The following is a 20,837-nucleotide window of genomic DNA, read 5'->3' as shown; positions in this document are numbered from 1 at the left end:
AGCTTCACCAAACCGCTGTGTCGGCTCAATATCGGAGGTCTTTCACCTCCGATCGGATAAACACGCGCATCATGGCGCACGTGATGAATATGGTGGACGTGACAATTCTTGGGTCGTCGATGACACCCCGGGAGCGCACAACCCCGATCCCGAATATTCAACGCTCGCCGCTGGCCGGGGGTGACAAATCGTCTCAGTCGTCCCACGTCCAGCGGCTCACCGGCCGCGTTCATCACCACGGGAAGCATGAGGCAGTCGCAGGCGGTCATCCGTGCCTCGCGGGCGGTCATGGTCCCGATGAAGTCGAGGCAGGCTTTCCCGATCCCGGTCTTGAGCTCTTCCAGGCCGATGGTGACGTGCACGAGGGTCCGGTAGCCGCTGGTGCCGGGCTGGTCCGGGCAGGCGATCGCCAGATCGAGCAGCTCGGCCCAGGCATCACCCTGACGCTCGGCTTTGGATCGCGGATCCGCCTGCCCGAACTCGTCGACGGGGCGGGGTGTCGCGTAGGCCTCCAGCGCGGCCGCCGTACGGGCGCCTGTCTCGTCGTCGAGGAGGCCGTTCAGTTTCCAGAACCCGTCCTTGCGACGCTCCAGGGTGACTTCGCGGCGAGGCTGCTTCGGCTCGGGCTCCTTCGGCTCGTTCCCGTCCGGGTCGAGCCAGCCGAGGATGTCCTCCTCGGCTTTCGCCAGTTGCCGTGGCCCTGCGTCCCGGGCCAGGTCGGCCAGGATCTTTTCCGCGGTCTCGCGATCCTCTGCTGAGGTGTCGGCCGGGATCCGCCCCAGGATCTCCAGGATCTGCTCGATCCGGTGCTCACCGATCGCGCCATCAGCAGCCGCGGCACCTGTGGCGGGAGCGACAGCCGGAACCTCGGTGCCGTCCAACGCGCGGGTCGGGTTCACCGCGATCGCCCGCTTCACGATCGGGCCCGCCTCACGTCGCGACAATCCCGCCACATCGGCGAACCACGCCGCCGTCGACCCATAGCCATACAAGTCTTTCGCGCCCCGGGACTCCACCTCCGCCAAGTACTGCCCCAGCCCGGCGGACGCGGCCCGCATCACCTGCAGGAACTGCCGCACGCCATGGGCAAGCTCCAGCTTGCCGGCGCGCCACAGCTCCTGCGGCAACTCGGGAAGAACAGTCTCGGACACCCCTCCATAATACGCCACCGCAGTCGAACATGTGTTCGTAATTTTAAGTGACAATGAATCGGCTAATCTAATGTTGAAGAGTGAAATCGGCAGAGTGCTGCGTCTCGATGTGAACGGCGCTAGTGACCAATCCGGCGATCAGGCGCAACCGAGGGGCGCAATTAGGCGACTAATTGCGAGAACGTCGAAGTGCGGCAATCTCTTCCCGAAGCGAAACGACCGCCTCGGCGAGATCCACCGGGTCGACGGTCGCGGCCCAGTCCCGGATGAGTCCGGATCGCAGGCGGAGGACCTCTTTCTCCGCATCGCGCACGATCGCCGCTTGGGTGTATTCCTGCGCGTCGACGGCCGCTTCCTTGCGTCGCCGGTGCTCGGCGATCTGCGCGCTGAGCAGGTCGATCTCGTGCGGTGGATCGGCGGGGCCGCGGACGGGGGTAGTGAGATCGGGCCCGCCCCAGGCGGCGTTCTCATCGAGCAGAGGAGCCCAGATCCGGGCAAGAGCTTCCCGTGTCAGCTCCTCCGTCACGCCGTGTTCGGCCAGGATGCGAGCCGGTCCGCCTCCGGACGACAGCAACGCGGCGATCATCTCGGTGAACCCGTCATGCCGCAGCACCTCGCGGACTTCGGCGGTGACCGCGAACCCCGACTCGGTGCCTGCGGCGACGTCGGAAGCAGGTGCTTTCTCCAGCTGCCAGACGAGGACATCGCGAGAAATCCCCAAGACGCCGGGAAGCACGTACCCGACGCCATCCTCCAAAACGGCGAGCAGAAGCTCCTCCCCGCCGATCCGATCGCGTCCCAGCCGGACAGCGTGAGCGTGCGCCCGCGCCAGCAGGCTCACGCCGACCGCTCCGACGAGGAATCACCGATCCGCGGGAAAGGGGCGGTGGAGAAGATGATCTCCACCGCCACTTCGAAGAACTCCGCGATCCGCAGCGCCAGGTAGAGGCTCGGGCTGTACTCGCCGCGTTCGAGGTAGCCGATGGTCTGGTAGTGCACGCCCAGCGCATCGGCGAGCTCGCGGCGGGAGATGCCCCGTTCCGCCCGCAGCATCGCGATCCGGTTGTAAACGACCTCGCTCATGAACTAGCCAATTCGCTGCATCGCCTTTTCCCGTCGTGCCGCCACCGAGGACCCGGACTCGCGGCGCGCCATGCGCCGCAGGACCACCGGGGCCAGGACCAATCCGATCACGGCCCAGGCGGTCAGCACGCCGAGGGTCTCCCAAGGCCGCCAGGACTGCCCGATCTCGATCAGCACCGTCGAGTCCGGCAGCAGCGCCGACCGCATGCCGAGGCCGAGCCAGTACATCGGGAACACCTGCCCGACGCCTTGCAGCCACTCCGGCAGCGCGGTGATCGGGTAGAAGATCCCGGAGATCGCGCCGATGCCCAGCGTCGGCAGCATGATCAGCCCGATGCTGCGCGCGTTCGTGGTCAGCGAGCCGAAGATCGCGCCGAGCGGCATGGTGGCGAGCAGGCCGAGCACCAGCACCCACAGCAGGCCCAGCCAGGACGTCAGCCCGCCCGGAGCGATGCCGTCGAACAGGATGAGGCTCGGGATCAGCACCAGCAGCATCCCGATGACCGTGTTGAGGGACACTGTGACGACCTTGCCGACGAGGTAGCCGACCATGCCGTTCGGGGTCGCCTTCGCGCGCAGGAGGGTGCCGTCCTCGCGTTCGACGGCGAGGACGCCCGCCATGCCGAGCATGCCGCTGAACACGATCGACGCGCCCAGCACGCTCGGCACGGTGGCGGCGCCGAGTGAGAACTCCATGCCCGGCAATTTCGCGTCGCGCATGAAGAACATGACGACGACGAAGATCGCCGGGAAGAGGAAGGTGTTGAACAGGTCTTCGCGGTTGGTCATCATCTGGCGGGCTTCGAGCCAGCCGCGTTGAACGCCCAGCCGGACACTGTGCCGAATCGGGTTCATCACGCACTCACCTCCACAAGCGGGGATTCCGCCTGGCGCACCAGGGTCATGTACGTGTCCTCGAGCGACGCCCGCCGGACCTCCAGGTCGCCGATGGCGTCCCCGTGCTGCTTGAACAGTTCGTGCACGTACTTCGTCGATTCGGTCGTCGAGTGCACGAACCGCTGACCGTCCAGCGTCCAGCGCACCTCGGCCTCGCCGGCGATCTGCCTGCTCAGCGCGTCGGCCGAACCGTCGGCCACGATCCGGCCGTGGTTCAGGATCAGGATCCGGTCGGCCAGCTTCTCGGCCTCGTCCAGGTCGTGCGTGGTGAGCAGGATCGTCGTGTCGTCGTCATCGGTCAGCCGGTGCACGAGTTCGTGGAACTCGCGCCGCGCCTCCGGGTCCAGCCCGGCGGTCGGCTCGTCGAGGAACAGCAGTTCCGGTCGGCCGACGATGCCGATCGCGACGTCGAGACGGCGCCGCTGCCCGCCCGACAGCATCCGGACCCGCTTGTCCGCGTGCGCGGTCAGCCCGACCGCGGCGATCAGCTCGTCCGGATCCCACGGCCGCCTGATGCGGTCCGTCGAATACGGCGCGTAGTAGCCGCCCAGGTGCTCCAGCAGTTCCCGCACCCGCCATTTCGCGTGGTCGCGCCAGGACTGGAGGACGACGCCCAGCCTCGCCCTCCAGTCCTCGTCCGCGTGCGCCGGGTCGATGCCCAGCACGCTGACCTCGCCCTCCGACCGCATTCGGAAGCCTTCGAGGATCTCGATCGTCGTGGTCTTGCCCGCCCCGTTCGGCCCCAGCAGGCAGATCACCTCGCCCCGGTGCGCGGTGAAGTCCACGCCGTGGAGGACGTCGTTCGTCCCGTACCGCATCCGGAGATCTTGGACAGAGATCATCACTTCGTGTGGATCTCTCATGAGCCACCCCCATCTCAGTGCTGCGATCTAATGTAGCACACCTACTACATTCGATCCGACGATTACTCCCTTCGAAACGGGCCATCTACAGTGAGCGCATGTCCACGAGCGCACGTGTCCGAGCCGACGCGTGCCCCGGTGTTTTCGCCACCCACGACGCCGCCGACGGTCCGCTCGCCCGGGTCCGGCTGCCCGGCGGCGCCATCGCCGCGGACCGGTTCAGGGCTCTCGCGGACGCCGCCGACGACCTCGGCGACGGCGCCCTCCACCTCACTTCGCGCGGGAACGTCCAGCTTCGCGGCGTCACCCGTCCCGGCCTCGCGACCAGGCTTTCCGCGGCGGGACTCCTGCCTTCGCCGTCGCACGAACGTGTCCGCAACATTCTCGCTTCGCCGCTGAGCGACGTCGCCCAGAAACTCGCCCCCGCGCTCGACGCGGCCCTGTGCGCCGTCCCCGAGCTGGCCGAACTTCCTGGCCGCTTCCTCTTCGCTCTCGACGGCGGCCAAGGCGACGTCGCGGGAGAAGGCGCCGACGTCTGCTGGCGTGACGGCGCGGTGCTGCTCGCCGGCGGCGACACCGGCCTGCGCGTCAGCGCGGAGCACGCCGTCGACGCGCTGATCTCGGTCGCGCGCGCGTTCCTCCGGGTCAGGGGAACGGCCTGGCGCGTCAGCGAACTGCCCGACACGGAATCGCTGCTCAAGGGCATACCAGGCGAAACAAGAGAGCCGCGGAGATTCCAGGTGAATCCCGGCCTGCCCATCGGGCCGATCGGCGAAGCGATCGTCGTCGCGCCGGTCTTCGGTCGCCTGACCTCGGCCCAGGCGCGAGCGATCGCGAAAGCCGGGGACGCCGTGGTCACCCCGTGGCGGTCGATCCTGGTTCGGGGCCCTCTGGAGGCGGGTACGGGGCTGGTCGCCGATCCGGCCGCGCCGTCGCTCGGGATCAGCGCCTGCATCGGACGGCCGGGCTGCGCGAAGTCGCTCGCCGACGTCCGGGCCGACGCGGCGCGGGCCGGCCTGGCCCCGAGAGTCCACTTCGCCGGTTGTGAACGGCGATGCGGCAAACCCGCGCACGAGCACGTCGACGTGCTCGCGACCGGGGACGGTTATCTGGTCGATGGGGCGTTCGTCCCGGTCGGCGAGCTGACAGAGACGTTGGCGACGTTGGCGACGTTGGCGCAGAAAGGGACACAGTGATCGACTACATCCGGGACGGGGCCGAGATCTACCGGCATTCGTTCGCCACCATCCGCGAGGAGGCGGATCTCGCGATCCTCCCCGACGACGTCGCGGTGCTGGCCGTGCGGATGATCCACGCCTGCGGGATGGTCGACCTGGTCGACGACCTCCGCTACAGCCTGGACGTCGTGGAGTCCGGTCGCGCGGCGCTCGAAGCGGGCGCCCCGATCCTCTGCGACGCCAACATGATCGCCTCCGGCGTGACCCGCAAACGTTTGCCTTCGGCCAACGAGGTGCTCTGCACGCTGTCCGATCCGAAGGTGCCGGGGCTGGCCGAGCGGATGGGCACCACCCGTTCCGCGGCCGCGCTGGAGCTGTGGCGCGACAAGCTGCCCGGTTCCGTGGTGGCGATCGGCAACGCGCCCACCGCGTTGTTCCGCCTGCTGGAACTGCTCGACGAGGGCGTCGGCGCCCCGGCGGCGATCATCGGTGTCCCGGTGGGTTTCGTCGGCGCCGCCGAGTCCAAAGTGGAGCTCGTCGAACAGGCACCCGCGCCGTATCTGGTGGTGCACGGACGCCGTGGCGGCAGCGCGATGGCCGTCGCCGCGATCAACGCGATGGCGAGTGAGGTCGAATGAGCGGGCCCGGGAAACTCTGGGGTGTCGGGCTCGGGCCCGGTGACCCCGAACTGATGACGGTCAAGGCCGCGCGGCTGATCGGCGAGGCCGGCGTCGTCGCCTATCACAGCGCGCGGCACGGCCGGAGCATCGCGCGGTCGGTCGCCGAGCCGTACCTGCGGGAGGGGCAGCTCGAAGAGAAGCTGGTCTACCCGGTCACGACCGAGACCACCGACCACCCCGGCGGCTACGAAGGCGCCATCGCCGATTTCTACGAGCTGAGCGCGAAGCGCCTCGCCGAGCACCTCGACGCCGGACGCGACGTGGTCGTGCTCTGCGAAGGCGACCCGTTCTTCTACGGCTCCTACATGTACATGCACGAACGGCTCGCCGACCGCTACGAGGCGACCGTGGTGCCCGGCGTGACGTCGGTCAGCGCCGCGTCGTCGGTGCTCGGGCGGCCGCTGGTGCAGCGCGACGAGGTCCTCACCATCCTGCCGGGCACCCTGCCCGCGCCGGAGCTCGCGCGACGCCTGGCCGACACGCAGGCCGCGGCGGTGCTCAAACTCGGCCGCACGTTCGGCAACGTCCGCGAGGCGCTGGCCGAGGCCGGGAAGCTGGACGACGCCTTCTACATCGAACGCGCGACCTGGCAGGCACAGCGCGTCGAGCCGTTGGCCGACGTCGACCCGGACTCGGTGCCGTACTTCTCGCTGGCGTTGCTGCCCAGCCCGGCGTACGCGTCCAGGCTCGCCGACGAACCCGAAGCCGCCCAGAAGCCGGAAAAGCGCACCGGCGGCGAAGTCGTGGTCGTCGGCCTCGGCCCGGCGGGCCCTGGCTGGCTGACGCCCGAAGCGACCGAGGAACTGGCCGCGGCGGAGCACATCGTCGGCTACGGCCCGTACGTCGCGCGGGTTCCGCAGCGCGCGGGCCAGCAACGGCACGCGTCGGGCAACCGCGTCGAGGCCGAACGCGCTGTCGAAGCGCTGGAACTGGCCGCGAACGGCGCCAAGGTCGCGGTGGTGTCCTCGGGTGATCCCGGCGTGTTCGCGATGGCGTCGGCGGTGCTGGAACAGGTCGCCGGCGGGCACGGCACGGGTACGCGGGTGCGGATCGTGCCGGGGGTGACCGCCGCGCAGGCGGCCGCGTCCCGGGTCGGCGCGCCGCTGGGCCACGACTACTGCGTGCTTTCGCTGTCCGACCGGCTCAAGCCGTGGGAGATCATCGAACGACGGCTCGACGCGGCGGGCGCGGCGGATCTCGTGCTCGCGCTGTACAACCCGGCGTCCCGCACGCGGACCACGCAGCTCGCGCAGGCCCGCGAAGTCCTGCTGCGGCACCGCGCGCCGGAGACACCGGTGGTCGTCGCCCGTGACGTCGGCGGGCCGGAGGAGGACATCCGCGTGGTCACCCTCGGCACGCTGGAGCCGTCGGAAGTGGACATGCGCTGCCTGCTGATCGTGGGTTCGTCGAAGACCCGCGCCGAGAACGGAGTGGTCTGGACACCGCGCACCTACGAGTGACGGCCGAGCCCGGCGTTGCGAGCCTGGCCGAGCAGCACTTCGCGGTCGTCCGTGCCGACCTTGGCGTGGATCGACGACACGACGTTGCGCACGGTCTTGGGCGCGAGTCCCAGCTGTCGAGCCACCTGCGCGATCACCAGCCCGCCCGCCAGGAGGTCGAGCACCTCGTGCTCGCGTGAGGTCAGCCGGGGGAACACCCGGATCGGCTGGGAAGCGGCCAGCAGGCCGTAAAGCCGGTCCGCGGCGCGCTCGCCGAAGACGACCGCGCCCGCCGCCACCCCGCGGATGAACCGGACCAGGTCGTCGCGGCCGGCGGTCCGGGACAGCACGCCGCGGGCGCCCGCGAGCATCGAGGCGACCACGAGTTCGCCGTCGCCGGGCGGGGTCAGCACGAGCACCGCGGTTCCCGGTAAGCGGGAAGACACTTCGCGCGTGATGGCGAGCCCGTCGAGCGCGGGCGGGTGAACGGACAGGACCAGGACGTCCGGGCGCAGCGTGGTGGCGTACCAGACCGCTTCGCGTTCGTCGGGGGTATGAGCGACCACCTCCAGCTCCGGGGACACGGGCGGCTCGGGGACACCGGCGAAGACCACGCTCACCACTGGGGTTCGAATCGGCACGCCATCGGTTGTAGCGCAGAACTTTTGTACAGTGTCCGGCCGTTTTCGGTGAACAATGTCCATTCGATAACGCTTCGACGATCAGGGGGGGCCTGGTGCCGAGACGCGAGCGCCCGCTGGGACCGGGCGACGACGTCGTCGTGAGGTTCGCGGCGGATCTTCGCCTGCTCCGGGAAACGGCCGGCGGGCCGACGTACCGCGAACTTTCGACCCGCGCGGGGTACTCGGCGGCCGCGCTGTCCGAGGCGGCGGGCGGCCGGAAACTGCCGGGGCTCGCGGTGACGGTCGCGTACGTCACCGCGTGCGGCGGAGACGTCCAGGCCTGGGAGGAACGCTGGCGCGCGGTCGCCGCGGGGCTCGCCGCGGCTTCGGGCGAACGTGACGACAGTGAGGCCGCTGAACTCCCGTATCTGGGACTGGCCGCGTTCCAGACGGCCGACGCCGCCCGGTTCTTCGGCCGCGAGCGCCTGGTCGCCGAGCTGACCGGCAAGCTCTGCCAGCGACGGCTCGTCGGCGTCTTCGGCGCTTCGGGCTCGGGGAAGTCGTCCGTCCTGCGAGCCGGGCTGGCCGCGGCGAGCGAATGCCCTGTCGTCCTTCGCACGCCCGGGGCGCATCCCGTCGACGAGGATCTCGACGCCGACGGACGGCTGCTGATCGTCGACCAGTTCGAGGAGGTCTACACCCTCTGCCGGGACCAGGCCGAACAGGAGAAGTTCGTCGACACGCTGCTCGCGCTGGCCCGCGACGAGCACGGGACCCGGGTCGTCCTCGGCGTCCGCGCGGACTTCTACGGTCACCTCTGCCGTCACGCCGGGCTGGTCGAGGCGCTCACCGACGCGCAGGTGATGGTCGGCCCGATGACCGCCGACGAACTCCGGACCGCGATCGTCGAACCCGCCGTCCGCGCGGGCTGCCGGGTCGAGGCCGCGCTGGTCACGACGCTCGTCGCCGACGCCACCGGCCAGCCCGCGATGCTCCCGCTCGTCTCGCACGCGCTGCTGGAGACCTGGCGGAGGCGCCAGGGGATCACGCTGACGAGCGCCGCTTACGAGGCGGCGGGCGGGATCCTGAACGCGATCGCGCAGACCGCGGAAGCCGTCTATACGGATCTGGAGCCGGACAGACAGAGCGTCGTCCGGCAGATCTTCCTTCGGCTGACCGCGCTCGGCGAAGGCACCGAAGACACGAAGCGCCGCCTCAACCGGCGCGAACTCGACGACGATCCGGCGACCACGGAGGTCCTCGAACGCCTCGCCGACGCGCGGCTGCTCGTCCTCGACCGCGACGGCGTCGAGATCGCCCACGAGGCCCTGATCCGCAGCTGGCCCCGGTTGCGCGACTGGCTCGCGGAGGACCGCGAAGGGCACCGCCTGCATCGTCAGCTGGCCGAGGCGACCGAGCTGTGGGAGTCGCTGGATCGCGACAAGGGCAGCCTCTATCGTGGCACCCGGCTGGGTCTCGCGGCCGAATGGGCGGCCAGGGAGCCGGAGGCGCTGAGCACGCGTGAGCGGAAGTTCCTGCGGGCCGGGCTCGACGCCGAAGCCGAGGAGACCGCCGCCGGCCGCAAACGGACCAGGAGGCTGCGAAGACTCGTCGCGCTCCTGCACGTGTTGCTGGTGCTGGCGGTGGCGGCCGGCGTGTACGCCGTCGATGCCAGGAACACCGCGACCGACGAGCGGAACGTCGCGCTCGCGCGCAAGGCCGTCGTCGACGCGAAGGCGTTGCGGGAGTCGAATCCGGCGCTGTCGACGCAGCTCAGCCTCGCCGCGTACCGGCTCGCGCCGATCCAGGAGACCCACGACGGCCTGCTCGCCTCCATGGCGGCGCCGTTCGCCACCCGGATGCCCTTCGACCCCGGCGATGTCACCGTCGTACTGAGCGGACAGCTCATGATCACCGCCGACTCCTACCGGTCGACGCGGGTGTGGTCCATCGCCGATTCGCGGCAGCCGGCGCTGCTGGCGACGCTGCCCGGTTCGGAGGAGGTCCGCGGGCCGCTCGCGTTCAGCCGGGACGGCCGGGCGCTGGCGACCGTCACCCGGGATCACCGGATCCGGCTCTGGGACCTGACCGATCCACGGCATCCGGTCCGGAAGGCGGACGTCACCGGGCACCGGGACGTCCTGCTCTCCCTCGACTTCAGTCCTGACGGCCGCGTGCTCGTCACCGGCTCCGTGGACCACACCGTCCGGCTCACCGACGTCGGCGACCTCGGCGCGCCGAAACCGCTCGGCGTGATCCCGGCCGAGCAGCTCGAACGCGCCGTGTTCAGCCCGGACGGCAAACTGCTCGCGGTCACGAACACGAACTGGACGGCGGAACTCTGGGACGTCACCACGCCGTCCGCGCCGCTGAAGCGGTCCGTCCTTTCCGGACACCAGGACCTGCAGCTCACCCCGTCGTGGAGCCCGGACGGCAAGCGGCTGCTCACCACCAGCTGGGACCGCACGGCGAAGCTCTGGGACGTCGCCGATCCGGCGGCGCCGCGCCCGCTCACGACGTTGACCACGCCCGCCGTGGTCTGGGCGGCCGGGTTCAGCCCGAGCGGCAGGCTCGTGGTGACCGCGGGCGACGACCAGTCCGTCCGCCTCTGGGACGTCACAGGGCCGGCGAAGGAACTGCCGCCGCTGTCCGGGCACACCAACGCCATCTGGTGGGCGGCGTTCTCCCCGGACGGCAAGACCATCGTGTCCACCAGTGCCGACCGCACCGTCCGGCTGCAGGACGTCGGCGAGCTGGCGCTGGCCTCGAGCGCGGGCTGGAACGTGGGCACCTTCACCGAACAGGGCCGGATCCTCGTCACCTCGGGCGACGACGTGCGGCTCTGGGCGATGGACGACCTTCGCGCGCCGAGACAGCTCGCGAAACTCCCCGGCCCGGCCACCGTCACCGCCGTCGCGCTGAGCCCGGACCGGCGAAGCCTCGCCCTCGCCGCGCACGACGGCGCCGGTGTCGGCGGGAAGTTCGTGCTCCAGCGTTGGGACATCAGCGATCCGACGGCGCCGAAACTGACGGCGTCGACCACGGTCTGGCCGACCTATTCGCTCGCGTTCAGCCCGGACGGGAAGACCTTCGCCTCCGGCCACGACGACGGGCCGATCCAGCTCTGGGACGTCGGCGATCCCACGAGGTTCGCCGAGCCGCGGGTCCTGCCTGTCGGCGACGGCACCGTCTGGTCGCTCGCGTTCACCCCTGACGGGCGGACGCTCGTGGCCGGTCAAGGCGCCGACTCGTCCGCGGTGACCTTGTGGGACGTCGCCGACCCTCACCGTCCGGGCCTGGTGTCGACCCTGCGGCCCGACGGCGGCACGTTGTTCAAGATGGCGCTCAGCCCCGACGGCCGCACGGTCGCCGCGGGCAGCAGCGACCGGAACGTCTACCTCTGGGACATCGCCGATCGCGCGCACGCCGTGCGGCTGGCGAAACTGGGCGGCAATCCCGAGGGCGTCGGGCCGCTCGCGTTCGGCCCGACAGGCAAGGAACTGGCGGCTTCGGCGTTCCGGACGGTCCGCGTCTGGGACCTGACCGATCCGCGGCACCCGGTCGAATCGGCGCAGCTCACCGGCTTCGCCGCGACGGTCAACTCGCTGGCGTACCGGGACGACGGGCACACGCTCGCGATCGGGAGCAGCGGCGTGCAGCTGTGGCAGACGGACACCGCGCGAGTGGGCGAGGAGATCTGCAGATTGGCGACGCCGAGGATCACCAGGGAAGAGTGGGAGAGGTACTTTCCGGGGCTCGACTACACGCCACCGTGCAGTTCATGAAAGCCGGGGGTAACTCCCTCCGTAATAAACATATAGCGCATGGGGGGACTTGCCACAAGACCCCGGTCATGCTTCAGACTCACTCGCCGTAGCCGAAACCTGGCGAAATGGGAGTCTGTGTCAACTCAGGGTCATGAAGAAGAACTCCGGACCGAACGCGAATACGTCGCCGGGCTCTACACGCGCCTGGACGCCGAACGCGCGCGGGTGAAGGGGGAGTTCCAGGCCGCGCTCGGGGGAACCGGCGGCACGGCCATGGAACGTGACGTCGAGGTGCGCGCGCTGGGCAGGGAGTCGCGGCGGCTGGACGTCGTGGACAACGGCCTGTGCTTCGGCAGGCTGGACAGCGACGCGGGGGAGACGTCCTACATCGGCCGGATCGGTCTCTTCGAAGAGGAGAACGACTACGAACCGGTGCTGCTCGACTGGCGGGCTCCGGCGGCGCGCCCGTTCTACACCGCGACAGCGGCGACGCCGGAGAAGATGCGCCGTCGCCGCCAGTTCCACACGCACGGGCGCGAGGTGCTCGGGTTCACCGACGAGGTGTTCGGCCGCCCCGGCGGCGACGCGGAGGGTGACGCGGCGCTGCTCGCGGCCGTCAACGCGCCGCGGGGCGAGGGGATGCGCGACATCGTCGCGACGATCCAGTCCGAACAGGACGAGATCATCCGGCACGAGCATCCCGGCGTGCTGGTGATCGAGGGCGGGCCGGGCACCGGGAAGACCGTGGTGGCGTTGCACCGCGTCGCCTACCTGCTCTACACCCAGCGCGAGCGGATGGAGCGGCACGGCGTACTCGTGGTCGGGCCGAATCCGGCGTTCCTGCACCACATCGGCCGGGTCCTGCCGTCGCTGGGCGAGACCGACGTGGTGTTCATGACCACCGGCGATTTCGTGCCAGGCAAGCACGTCACCGCCGAGGACAGCCCGGGGACGACGCGGCTCAAGGGGTCGCTGAAGATGCTGGACGTCCTCAAAGCCGCCGTCGCCGACCGGCAGCGGCTGCCTTCGGAGCCGGTGCTGGTCGACCTGGCCGACGTCACCGTCCGGATCGACGCCGAGACCGCGGAATGGGCCAGGGACGAGGCGCGCAAGAGCGGCCTGCCGCACAACGAAGCGCGGGTGACGTTCACCGAAATCGTCACCTACGTGCTGACCGAACGGGCGATCGCGCGGATCGGCCGCGGCTGGCTCGGCCGGGACGACCGCGACGAATGGGAACGGCTGCGGAAGGACCTGCTCAAGGAACTGGCGGAGAGCGAGACGTTCACCACCGCGCTCGACGAGCTCTGGCCGATCCTGACGCCCGAAAGCCTGCTGGGTTCGCTGTTGTCTTCCGCGGACAGGCTGCGCGCCGCGGGTGCCGACCAGGCGTTGCTGCGCGCCGACGGGGAAGCCTGGACGGTGTCGGACATGCCGCTGCTCGACGAACTCGTCGACCTGCTCGGCCGCGACAAGAGGGCGGACCAGGCGGCGGAGCGGGCCGTCGAGCGGGAGAAGAAGGCCGAGGCCGAGTACGCCGAAGGTGTGCTGGACACGATGAAACTCGACCGCGAGGAGATGGACGAGGACGTCATGCTGTCCGCCGAAAACCTCCTCTTCGCCGACGAACTCGCCGACAGGTTCGTCGAGCAAGATACGCGCAGCCTCGTCGAGCGTGCCTCCGCGGACCGGGACTGGACGTACCGGCACGTCGTGGTCGACGAAGCGCAGGAACTGTCCGAAATGGACTGGCGGGTGCTGATGCGGCGAGTACCCAACCGGTCCTTCACCGTCGTCGGCGATCTGGCGCAGCGCCGGTCCGAGGCCGGGGCGCGATCCTGGGACGCGATGCTGCAGCCGTACGTGCCGGGCCGCTGGGTCTACCGGTCGCTGACGGTGAACTACCGCACGCCGTCGGAGATCATGGCTGTCGCCGCGTCGGTGCTGGCCGAATTCGCGCCCGAGGTCAAGGCGCCGGAGTCGGTCCGTTCGAACGGTGTCCGGCCGTGGGCGCGGCCGGTCACCGAGGACTCGCTGGCCGGCGCCATCGAGGAGTTCGTCAAGGACGAGGCCGGCCGCGAGGGCACCAGCGTCGTGATCGGGCCGCCGGGGGTGCCGGGCACCGTGCCCGCCTCGGAGACGAAGGGGCTCGAGTTCGACGCGGTCCTCGTGGTGGATCCAGCGCGGATCCTCGCCGACGGCCCGCGCGGCGCGGCAGAGCTCTACGTCGCGCTTACCCGCGCTACGCAGCGGCTCGGGGTCCTGCACGAGGACGCCTTGCCGCCCGCTTTGGCCGGCCTGAGCGGACAACACGCGTGACGTCCGTCTGGACACGCGTCCTAGCGGGTCGGGTCCTTGCCGTTCGGCTGCCGCGGACCGGGACCCGGCGACCACCAGCCGGGCACGACCTTCTCGCCGTGGATGATCGTCGGCGCGATCCCCTCGGTGAACGGTTCGACCTGCAGCAGCTGGCCCCAGGACTGGCTGGGCTGCCCGATCAGGTAGCTGGGCACCTCGGGTTCGGCCGCGACCTCTTCGAGCCAGCCGATCGGGCCGCCGTTGGTGCTGGACGCCCAGTTCGCCTCGTCGGCGACGGCGCCCGCGGTGATCCGGTACTCGGGCATCTTCGAGATGCCGTCGTGCGACGTCACCGGCTCCACGCACGGGTAGACGAACGACGCCGGCCAGTCGACGTACACCGGCTTGCCCGCGATCTTCTCGGTCAGCGTGGTGAACGTCGGCACGCGGGGCGCGGACGCGGCGATCCAGCCGTCCTCGGTGAGGTCGTTGTCGACGATGTTGATCCGCACGGACGTCGTCTCGGCGGGAAGGTCACGCAGGTTGATCCGGGTGTCGTTCCAGCCGTTGGTCCCGGCGCCCGGCGGGAGCACGAACTGGCTCCGGACCACCTTCACGCCTTCGCCGGTGTTCACGCCGTAGTCGAGGCTGACCGACGTCGGACGCCGCGACGCACCCGCTGTGGCGACCACGATCTGGCCGTCCGCGGGCTTCTCGGCGAGGGCGTACCAGTCGCTGCGCAGCCGCCCGGCCCGCGTCTCGGGGTCGAGGAAGCTGCTCCACATCGGTACCTCGTCGGGCTTGAAACCGTGCGGAGGTTCGGCCAGCGGGTCCTTGTCGTCGATCGCGCGGGTGTGGAACCCGGTCTGCACGCGGCCGTTGTCCTGTTCCGGATCGGGCAGCGGAGGCGGGGTCTGCCCGGCGGGCGGCTCTTCCTTCTTCACCGGCACCGTCCGCTGTTCGGACTGGGCCCGCAGGATGCTGGTCGCGGCGTCGCGTTCCACCATCACGTGGTCGGAGAGGTTGCAGCTCTTGCCGGACAGATGCCCGAAGTTCGCGGCGCCGAGACTGTAGGAACCGGCCTGGTTGTGGATGGCCCACGCCATGCTGACGAACTCGCCCCCGGCCATCAGGCCACAGACGACCACCAGCGACAGCGACCCGAGCCGCAGTGACCGGCCCCGGCCTTCCTGCGGCCCCGCGGACAGTCCAGGCCGGTGTGCGCGGACGTTCTCCACGAACGCGTAGATCCCGGAAATCGCGGCCGCGACCAGCAGGATCGTCGACAGCGGGAGCCCGCCGATCGACGGTGCCACCCCGGTCCACTGCACGCCGAGCTTCGAAACGAACCAGAAGGAGTTGGGGCCGGTCGCGGCCAGCGCGCCGACCACGAGCAGCCCGGCGAGGAACGCCGCCCGGTTCCGTCTCGAGCGCAGTACCGTCGAACTGGTCGCCAGCGCGGTCAGCGCCGCCATGGCCGCGCCGACGGCGGCGAACGCGCCGAAGTGATGCGTCCATTTGGTCGGGGTCAGCGCCAGCAGCAGGAAGAAGAGCGCGACCGTGCCGATCAGGCGGCGGCTGGGGCCGAGCGCGGCGCCGGGGATCCGGCCGCGGCGCAGCAGCACCACCAGGCAGGTCCCGGTGCACAGCAACACGAGCAGCACGGGGAACCGGCGTGGCATGGAGCCGTCCGGCAGGCTTTCGAAGAGCAACTGGTAGCGCGCGAGTTCCTGGAACCACGACAGGTTCGGGCCGACCTGGGTGCGGATCCGGGTCGCCTCCTGCACGGTGGCGAAGGTCTGGTCGGCGAACACCACGACCAGCACCAGCAGTCCGGCGGCCAGCACCGGCGCGAGCACCGGCAGCCAGCCGTTCTCGGCGCGCTGGCGGACCAGTTTGAACAGCGGGCGGGCGGCGACCAGGAATGGCGCGACCGCGATCAGCCCGGTCGGTGTCGCGGCCAGGGTGAACCCGGCCGCGGTGAGGCCGAGGGCCAGCGGCAGCAGACGGCGCGTCACGAGCGCGCGCTCCACGGCGCAGATCGCCAGCAGCGAGCCCAGCGCGGCGACCGGTTCCGGCCGGACACCGTTGTTGAAGGGCATCCACCAGACCAGGAAGACCGCGGCGGCGGCCCAGCCGGCCGCGCGGCTCGTCCGCACCTGGGTGCCGAGCCGCGGCATGACCTCGCGGCTGATCAGCAGCCAGCTCAGCACGCCGAGCAGGAACGACGGGAGCCGGATCCACGGCGGCACCGTGCTGACGTGCGCCATCAGCTGGTACACGTGGTAGAACCAGCCGAACGGCGCCTCGGCGACGCCGAACCAGCGGTGGTAGTTCGTGAGGTAGCCGGTCTCTTCGGCCACTCTCGACATCGTGAGGATGTAGCCGTCGTCGGAGGTGACCGGGCCGATGAAGACCCACGCACCGAGCGCGATGATCACCGTCGCGTCGCGGGCGGTCAGCCGCCACCAGCCGACCGGCGCCCAGCGCGGCGCGCGGCGGGCGGAACCGGAGTCCATCCGCCACACCGCGATCAGGCAGCCGATGAACGACAGCGCCGCGATCACGCCGATGATCCACTTCAGCACCGTGGGCGAGGTCTGGTAGCGGGTGTCCGGGACGACGGAGACGTGCAGGCCGTCGATCGGGTCCTTGCCCGCGTTGAGCGACGAGTAGATCCCGACCAGCCGCGGCCGGACGTCGCCCTCCGCGTGGAAGACCACGGTCTCGGCGACGGTCAGCGTCATCTGGTTCGCGTCCGCCGACAGTTTGATATCGCATTTATCCTGTGACGTTGACTGAGGAGGCAGCGGCTGCTGCACGATCTGCTGTCCCTGGCTGGACGCGAGCAGCACGCCGTTGTCGATGCGCAGCTGCAGGCCGACCCCCTTGCCCGCGCGCGGGTCGGTGCGGCCGTCGGGCACGGTGGAGAACAGGAGTGCTTGGCCCTGCGAACGCGCGTCGAGTGAGCGGACGGTCGTGCACGGCAGATCGACGCGCAGGTCCTGGGCCCAGTACCCGGTCAAGGGCGCGTTGACGGAGCGGGTGTCGCCGCCCGTTGGCCAGACGACCTCCGCTGTGTCCTGCACCACCGGCAGGAAGGGGAAAGCCAACGCGCACAAGGCGGAGAGCAACCCCAGCGTGACAGCGATCAAACGCATCGGCGCAACGCTAACGGGTCTGGTCCGAACGGCTTACGCAGGGCTGCCCTTCGTCACGGCGCCGAGCCAGGTTATAGCGTCCTGAACTGTCGTTACGCTGGCCGTTTCGGGGCGCTTCGGCCGTCGGACGACGACCACGGGGAGGCCGAGCGCGCGGGCCGCGGCGAGTTTCGCGGCGGTCATCGCGCCGCCGCTGTCCTTGGTGACGAGCACCTGGACGTCGTTCCGCTCCATGAGCGCGCGTTCCTTCTCCACCGTGTACGGCCCGCGGTCGAGCAGGACTTCGCGCCGCCGGGGGAGCGGCGCCTCGGGCGGGTCGACGCAGCGGATCAGGAACCAGAGATCGAGGCCCGCGAAGGCGGCAAGACCTTGACGTCCGCTGGTGAGGAAGACGCGGTAGCCGAGGGCCGGGAGCAGCCGCGCGGCGTGGTCGAGGTCGTCGGCCCAGTGCCAGGTGTCGCCGGGCTGTTCGGTCCAGCCGGGCCTGGCCAGCCTCAGCAACGGTGTGCCCGTCGCGCGGGCGGCTTCGGCCGCGTTGGCGCCGATGCGTTCCGCGAAAGGGTGTGTGGCGTCGATCATCGCCTCGACGTCGTTCTCGGTCAGCCAGCGCGCGAGACCTTCCGGGCCGCCGAAGCCGCCGACGCGCACTTCGCCGTCCGGCAGTTTCGGCCGCGCGACGCGTCCCGCGAGTGACGACACGACCTGCTCGCCGCGCGCCGTCAGTTCCTTCGCGAGCTCTCGCGCTTCGCCGGTGCCGCCCAGGATCAGCAGTGTCATCGGGTCACAGCCGCGCGCCACCGTTCCAATGTGCGCAGGTTGGCGAGTGTTTCGGCCCAGGTGAGTTCGGGTGCCTGCCGGTCGGCGAGATGCGTGGCGACGTGGTCGGCCTCGCGAGCAAAGAGGCCTTGAGTCGCTTCGACCTCGATCACCTCGGGCTCGCCGCCTTCCGGGGTGAGGACGATCTGCGAGGTCTTCGGCTTGCGCATTTCGTGGATCCACGCCGGTTTCGGCACGTACAGCTGTCCTTGCGAGCCGTAGACACGGATGTGGTCGTCCTGCGTCAGCTGAAACCCGCAGGACAGCTGCGCGATGATCCCGCCGGGCAGCCGCAGCAGCCCGGACGCGAACTCGTCGACACCGTTCTGGTCGAGCCTCGCCATCCCGAGCACCTCGTCGGGCTCGACGACGTCCTGCCCGGTCGCGGCCTGCGAGACCAGCCGCGCGAGCGAGGTGCAGTAACAGCCGACGTCGAAGATCCCGCCGCCGCCCAGCGCGGGATCGGTGAGCCGGGGGACGGCGAAGTTGTAGCTGAAGGCGACGTCCACCGCGCGGACCTCGCCGATGGCGCCGCAGGAGATCAGCTCGGCCAGTCGCCGGATCTGCGGGTGCAGCCGGTACATGAACGCCTCCATGAGGAAGACGTCGTTGACGCGGGCCGCTTCGATGACTTTCTCGGCCTCGCTGACCGACACGGTCAGCGGTTTCTCGCACAGGATGTGCTTTCCCGCCTCGGCCGCGCGGATCGCCCACTCGCCGTGCAGGGGATGCGGCGTCGAGATGTAGACCGCGTCGACGTCCGGATCGGCGAGCAGATCCTCATAGGAGCCATAGCATTTCGGGATCTCGAAGCGGTTCGCGAACTCGGCCGCCCGGTCACCGGACCGCGCCGCGACGGCTTCGAGCACGCCGTGCTTGCTCTCTTCGACGCCCGCCGCGAACTCGGCGGCGATGGTCCCGGCGGCCAGCAGGCCCCAGCGTAGGTTCTTCACAAGGACTCCGGTTGGTTGGCGCGATCCCTGGTGGCCGAATACAAGAAGCTATCGGGAAATCCTTCGGCCGCAAGGACTTCTCCGACGAAGATCATCGCCGCGCGGCTGATCCCGGCCGCACGCGACCGCGCGGCGATGGTGCCGAGCGTGCCGCGCAGCACCTGTTCACCAGGCTGGCTCGCCAGCGCGACGACCGCCGCCGGGCAGTCTTCCCGATAGAACGGCCGCAGTTCGTCGACTACCTGCTCGATGCGGTTGATCGCCAGGTGCAGCGCGAGCGTGGTGCCGGTGCGCGCGAAGTTCGCCAGCGTCTCGCCCGGTGGCATGGCCGTGGACCGCGCCTGGGCGCGCGTGATGACCAGGCTCTGGCCGACCTCGGGCACGGTCAGCTCGCGGTTGAGCAGCGCGGCCGCGGCGGCGAACGCGGGGACGCCGGGGGTGACGTCGTAGGGGACGCCGGCCGCGTCGAGGCGGCGCATCTGCTCGGCGACAGCGCTGTAGATCGACGGATCGCCCGAGCACAGCCTTGCGATCTCGTGGCCGTTCCTATGGGCCTCGACCATGCGCTCGACGATCGCGGGCAGGTCGAGGTTCGCGGTGTCGATGAGTACTGCCTCCGGAGGGCAGTACTCCAGGAGCGCTGTCGGCGTCATGCTGCCGGGGTAAAGGCAGGTTCCGCAGCGGCCCAGCAGGTCACGGCCTCGCACGGTGATGAGGTCGGCGGCACCGGGCCCCGCTCCGACGAAGTGCACGGTCACGCTTTGCTCCATTGGGTTACGGCTCGCGCCGGGGTCCAGCCGGTGAATCCGCCCAGCTGCGCGGCCTGCTCGACGCCGACGCGGATCAGCTCCCCGCCGTGTTCGGTGTACGCGCGGGCCAGGGCCTGTTCGGATTCGAGGGTCACGCCGTGCGCGACGATCCGCGCGCCGGTCGCCAGGCAGGCGTCCAGGACACCGGGCACGGTCAGCCCGCCGCCGATGAAGATCGCGTGTGGCCTGGGCAGTCCTTCGAGCGCGTCCGGCGCGGCGCCGATCACCACGTCGAGTTCGGGGACGCCGAGCGCGTGCGCGTTCCGGGTGATCCGGGCGGCTCGTTCGGCCGAGCGTTCGACCGCGATCGCCCGGTTCAGCGGATGCACCCGCGACCACTCGATCCCGACGCTGCCCGCGCCCGCCCCGACGTCCCACAGCAGTTCGCCGGGCGACGGCGCGAGCCTGGCCAGCGCGGACGCGCGCAGGTCGCGTTTGGTGAGCTGGCCGTCGTGCTCGAAGACGTCGTCCGGCAGACCGGTCAGTGGCAGCGCGGGGCCGTCGGCCTCGACGGCGAACACGGTCAGCGAGCCGGGACCGATCCGCTCCTCGGGACCGCCGAGGTCGGACAGCGCGGTGACGCGGCTCTTCTCGTACCGGCGGGCTTTGAGCAGGTCAAGCAGGTCTTCGGCGTTCGCTCCGAGGACGAAGATCTTCCGGCCGGGCGCCAGGGCCCGGCTCACCCGGCCGATCGCGCGGCCGACGACCGTGACCACCTCGGTCTCCTCCGCCGACCAGCCGAGCCTCGCGCGGGCGAGCGTCACCGAGGAGAGCGCGGGCAGGATCTCGACCTCGTAGCCGCGCTGGATCAGCGTCGTTCCGATGCCGGACAGGAGCGGATCACCGCTGGCCAGGACACAGACGCCGCTTCGGCCCGCGAGGAAGTCGTCCAAAGAGGGAAGGAGCGGGCTGGGCCACGGCTCGGTTTTCACCCCGGCGGGCAGATACGCGAGCTGGCGCGGAGCACCGACGACGACGTCCGCGCGCAGCACCGCTTCCCTGGCCTGCGCTGACAGGCCGGGCCAGCCGTCGGCCCCGATCCCGACCACGGTCAGGGGTGATTTTTCGCGCACGTTCGTCACGCTAGACGACGGATTTCCTGTGCGATGATCGCACCGG

The 20,837-nt window shown here is 70.3% G+C and carries 16 protein-coding genes; 5 read left to right on the top strand and 11 right to left on the bottom strand.

Features of this window, described 5'->3' with window-relative positions; genetic code table 11:
* From ACFOSH_RS25580 to ACFOSH_RS25560, 5 genes are all read right to left on the bottom strand, one after another.
* Window positions 1-1,151 (bottom strand): DUF222 domain-containing protein (locus ACFOSH_RS25580; protein WP_378241594.1); only part of this gene is annotated, 1,151 nt, incomplete at its 3' end.
* Window positions 1,152-1,320: 169 nt separating this feature from the next.
* Complete coding sequence (locus ACFOSH_RS25575; protein ID WP_378241593.1) at window positions 1,321-1,992, bottom strand: Clp protease N-terminal domain-containing protein; 672 nt, start codon at window positions 1,990-1,992, stop codon at window positions 1,321-1,323.
* Window positions 1,989-2,234: a helix-turn-helix transcriptional regulator gene (locus ACFOSH_RS25570; RefSeq protein ID WP_005162705.1), complete on the bottom strand. Its 246-nt coding sequence runs from the start codon at window positions 2,232-2,234 to the stop codon at window positions 1,989-1,991. The genes ACFOSH_RS25575 and ACFOSH_RS25570 overlap by 4 nt, the downstream gene beginning before the upstream one ends.
* 3 nt (window positions 2,235-2,237) lie before the next feature.
* Complete coding sequence (locus ACFOSH_RS25565) at window positions 2,238-3,089, bottom strand: ABC transporter permease (RefSeq protein ID WP_378241596.1); 852 nt, start codon at window positions 3,087-3,089, stop codon at window positions 2,238-2,240.
* Window positions 3,089-3,994, bottom strand: a complete 906-nt coding sequence (locus ACFOSH_RS25560) for an ABC transporter ATP-binding protein (RefSeq protein ID WP_378241592.1) — start codon at window positions 3,992-3,994, stop codon at window positions 3,089-3,091. Before ACFOSH_RS25560 ends, ACFOSH_RS25565 begins: the two co-directional genes overlap by 1 nt.
* 98 nt (window positions 3,995-4,092) lie before the next feature.
* Here ACFOSH_RS25560 and ACFOSH_RS25555 point away from each other — a divergent pair, with 98 nt between their 5' ends.
* Genes ACFOSH_RS25555 through ACFOSH_RS25545 form a run of 3 tightly spaced genes read left to right on the top strand, consistent with a single transcriptional unit; the run spans window position 4,093 to window position 7,312 of the window.
* A complete protein-coding gene (locus tag ACFOSH_RS25555) occupies window positions 4,093-5,190 on the top strand; it encodes a precorrin-3B synthase (RefSeq protein WP_378241591.1) in 1,098 nt (365 codons plus the stop codon).
* Complete coding sequence (locus tag ACFOSH_RS25550; protein ID WP_378241590.1) at window positions 5,187-5,810, top strand: precorrin-8X methylmutase; 624 nt, start codon at window positions 5,187-5,189, stop codon at window positions 5,808-5,810. The genes ACFOSH_RS25555 and ACFOSH_RS25550 overlap by 4 nt, the downstream gene beginning before the upstream one ends.
* Window positions 5,807-7,312, top strand: coding sequence for a precorrin-2 C(20)-methyltransferase (locus tag ACFOSH_RS25545; RefSeq protein ID WP_378241589.1), 1,506 nt, complete (start codon window positions 5,807-5,809; stop codon window positions 7,310-7,312). Before ACFOSH_RS25550 ends, ACFOSH_RS25545 begins: the two co-directional genes overlap by 4 nt.
* On the opposite strand, the gene ACFOSH_RS25540 is transcribed toward ACFOSH_RS25545, so the two are convergent.
* Entirely contained in the window at window positions 7,303-7,932 is a 630-nt protein-coding gene (locus tag ACFOSH_RS25540; RefSeq protein WP_378241588.1) for a LuxR C-terminal-related transcriptional regulator, read from the bottom strand. The two genes, ACFOSH_RS25545 and ACFOSH_RS25540, sit on opposite strands and share 10 nt — an antisense overlap.
* A 95-nt stretch (window positions 7,933-8,027) precedes the next feature.
* On the opposite strand from ACFOSH_RS25540, the gene ACFOSH_RS25535 reads away from it, so the two are divergent.
* Together ACFOSH_RS25535 and helR are read left to right on the top strand one after the other, a co-directional pair.
* The gene (locus ACFOSH_RS25535) at window positions 8,028-11,699 is read left to right on the top strand and encodes a WD40 repeat domain-containing protein (protein WP_378241587.1); all 3,672 of its coding nucleotides are present in this window, start codon (window positions 8,028-8,030) and stop codon (window positions 11,697-11,699) included.
* 117 nt (window positions 11,700-11,816) lie between these two features.
* Window positions 11,817-14,000, top strand: coding sequence for an RNA polymerase recycling motor ATPase HelR (gene helR, locus ACFOSH_RS25530; RefSeq protein ID WP_378241586.1), 2,184 nt, complete (start codon window positions 11,817-11,819; stop codon window positions 13,998-14,000).
* A 20-nt stretch (window positions 14,001-14,020) separates the two neighbouring features.
* Here the strand turns inward: helR and ACFOSH_RS25525 are convergent, their stop codons facing one another.
* From ACFOSH_RS25525 to cbiE, 5 genes are read right to left on the bottom strand one after another with little or no spacing between them, the layout of a single operon-like run.
* Window positions 14,021-17,140: an arabinosyltransferase domain-containing protein gene (locus ACFOSH_RS25525; protein ID WP_378241585.1), complete on the bottom strand. Its 3,120-nt coding sequence runs from the start codon at window positions 17,138-17,140 to the stop codon at window positions 14,021-14,023.
* A gap of 33 nt (window positions 17,141-17,173) precedes the next feature.
* Entirely contained in the window at window positions 17,174-17,917 is a 744-nt protein-coding gene (locus ACFOSH_RS25520) for a cobalt-precorrin-6A reductase (RefSeq protein ID WP_378241584.1), read from the bottom strand.
* Window positions 17,914-18,909, bottom strand: coding sequence for a Gfo/Idh/MocA family protein (locus tag ACFOSH_RS25515; protein WP_378241583.1), 996 nt, complete (start codon window positions 18,907-18,909; stop codon window positions 17,914-17,916). Before ACFOSH_RS25515 ends, ACFOSH_RS25520 begins: the two co-directional genes overlap by 4 nt.
* Window positions 18,906-19,667 carry a precorrin-4 C(11)-methyltransferase gene (cobM, locus tag ACFOSH_RS25510; RefSeq protein ID WP_378241582.1) on the bottom strand — a complete coding sequence of 254 codons (762 nt, stop codon included), beginning with the start codon at window positions 19,665-19,667 and terminating at the stop codon, window positions 18,906-18,908. Before cobM ends, ACFOSH_RS25515 begins: the two co-directional genes overlap by 4 nt.
* A complete protein-coding gene (cbiE, locus tag ACFOSH_RS25505) occupies window positions 19,664-20,800 on the bottom strand; it encodes a precorrin-6y C5,15-methyltransferase (decarboxylating) subunit CbiE (RefSeq protein WP_378241581.1) in 1,137 nt (378 codons plus the stop codon). The genes cobM and cbiE overlap by 4 nt, the downstream gene beginning before the upstream one ends.
* Window positions 20,801-20,837: the final 37 nt, after the last annotated feature.

This window comes from Amycolatopsis speibonae, from assembly GCF_042647925.1.
Lineage (GTDB): Bacteria > Actinomycetota > Actinomycetes > Mycobacteriales > Pseudonocardiaceae > Amycolatopsis > Amycolatopsis speibonae.
The sequence above is the reverse complement of the archived record's forward strand: the minus strand, read 5'-3'. Positions and strand labels throughout refer to the sequence as shown.

Excerpts from the sequence above, each read along its gene's own strand:
- ACFOSH_RS25570 (WP_005162705.1), bottom strand. The coding sequence starts at position 2,234 with ATGAGCGAGGTCGTTTACAACCGGATCGCGATGCTGCGGGCGGAACGG.
- ACFOSH_RS25565 (WP_378241596.1), bottom strand. The coding sequence starts at position 3,089 with ATGAACCCGATTCGGCACAGTGTCCGGCTGGGCGTTCAACGCGGCTGG.
- ACFOSH_RS25560 (WP_378241592.1), bottom strand. The coding sequence starts at position 3,994 with ATGAGAGATCCACACGAAGTGATGATCTCTGTCCAAGATCTCCGGATG.
- ACFOSH_RS25555 (WP_378241591.1), top strand. The coding sequence starts at position 4,093 with ATGTCCACGAGCGCACGTGTCCGAGCCGACGCGTGCCCCGGTGTTTTC.
- ACFOSH_RS25545 (WP_378241589.1), top strand. The coding sequence starts at position 5,807 with ATGAGCGGGCCCGGGAAACTCTGGGGTGTCGGGCTCGGGCCCGGTGAC.
- ACFOSH_RS25525 (WP_378241585.1), bottom strand. The coding sequence starts at position 17,140 with ATGCGTTTGATCGCTGTCACGCTGGGGTTGCTCTCCGCCTTGTGCGCG.
- ACFOSH_RS25520 (WP_378241584.1), bottom strand. The coding sequence starts at position 17,917 with ATGACACTGCTGATCCTGGGCGGCACCGGCGAAGCGCGAGAGCTCGCG.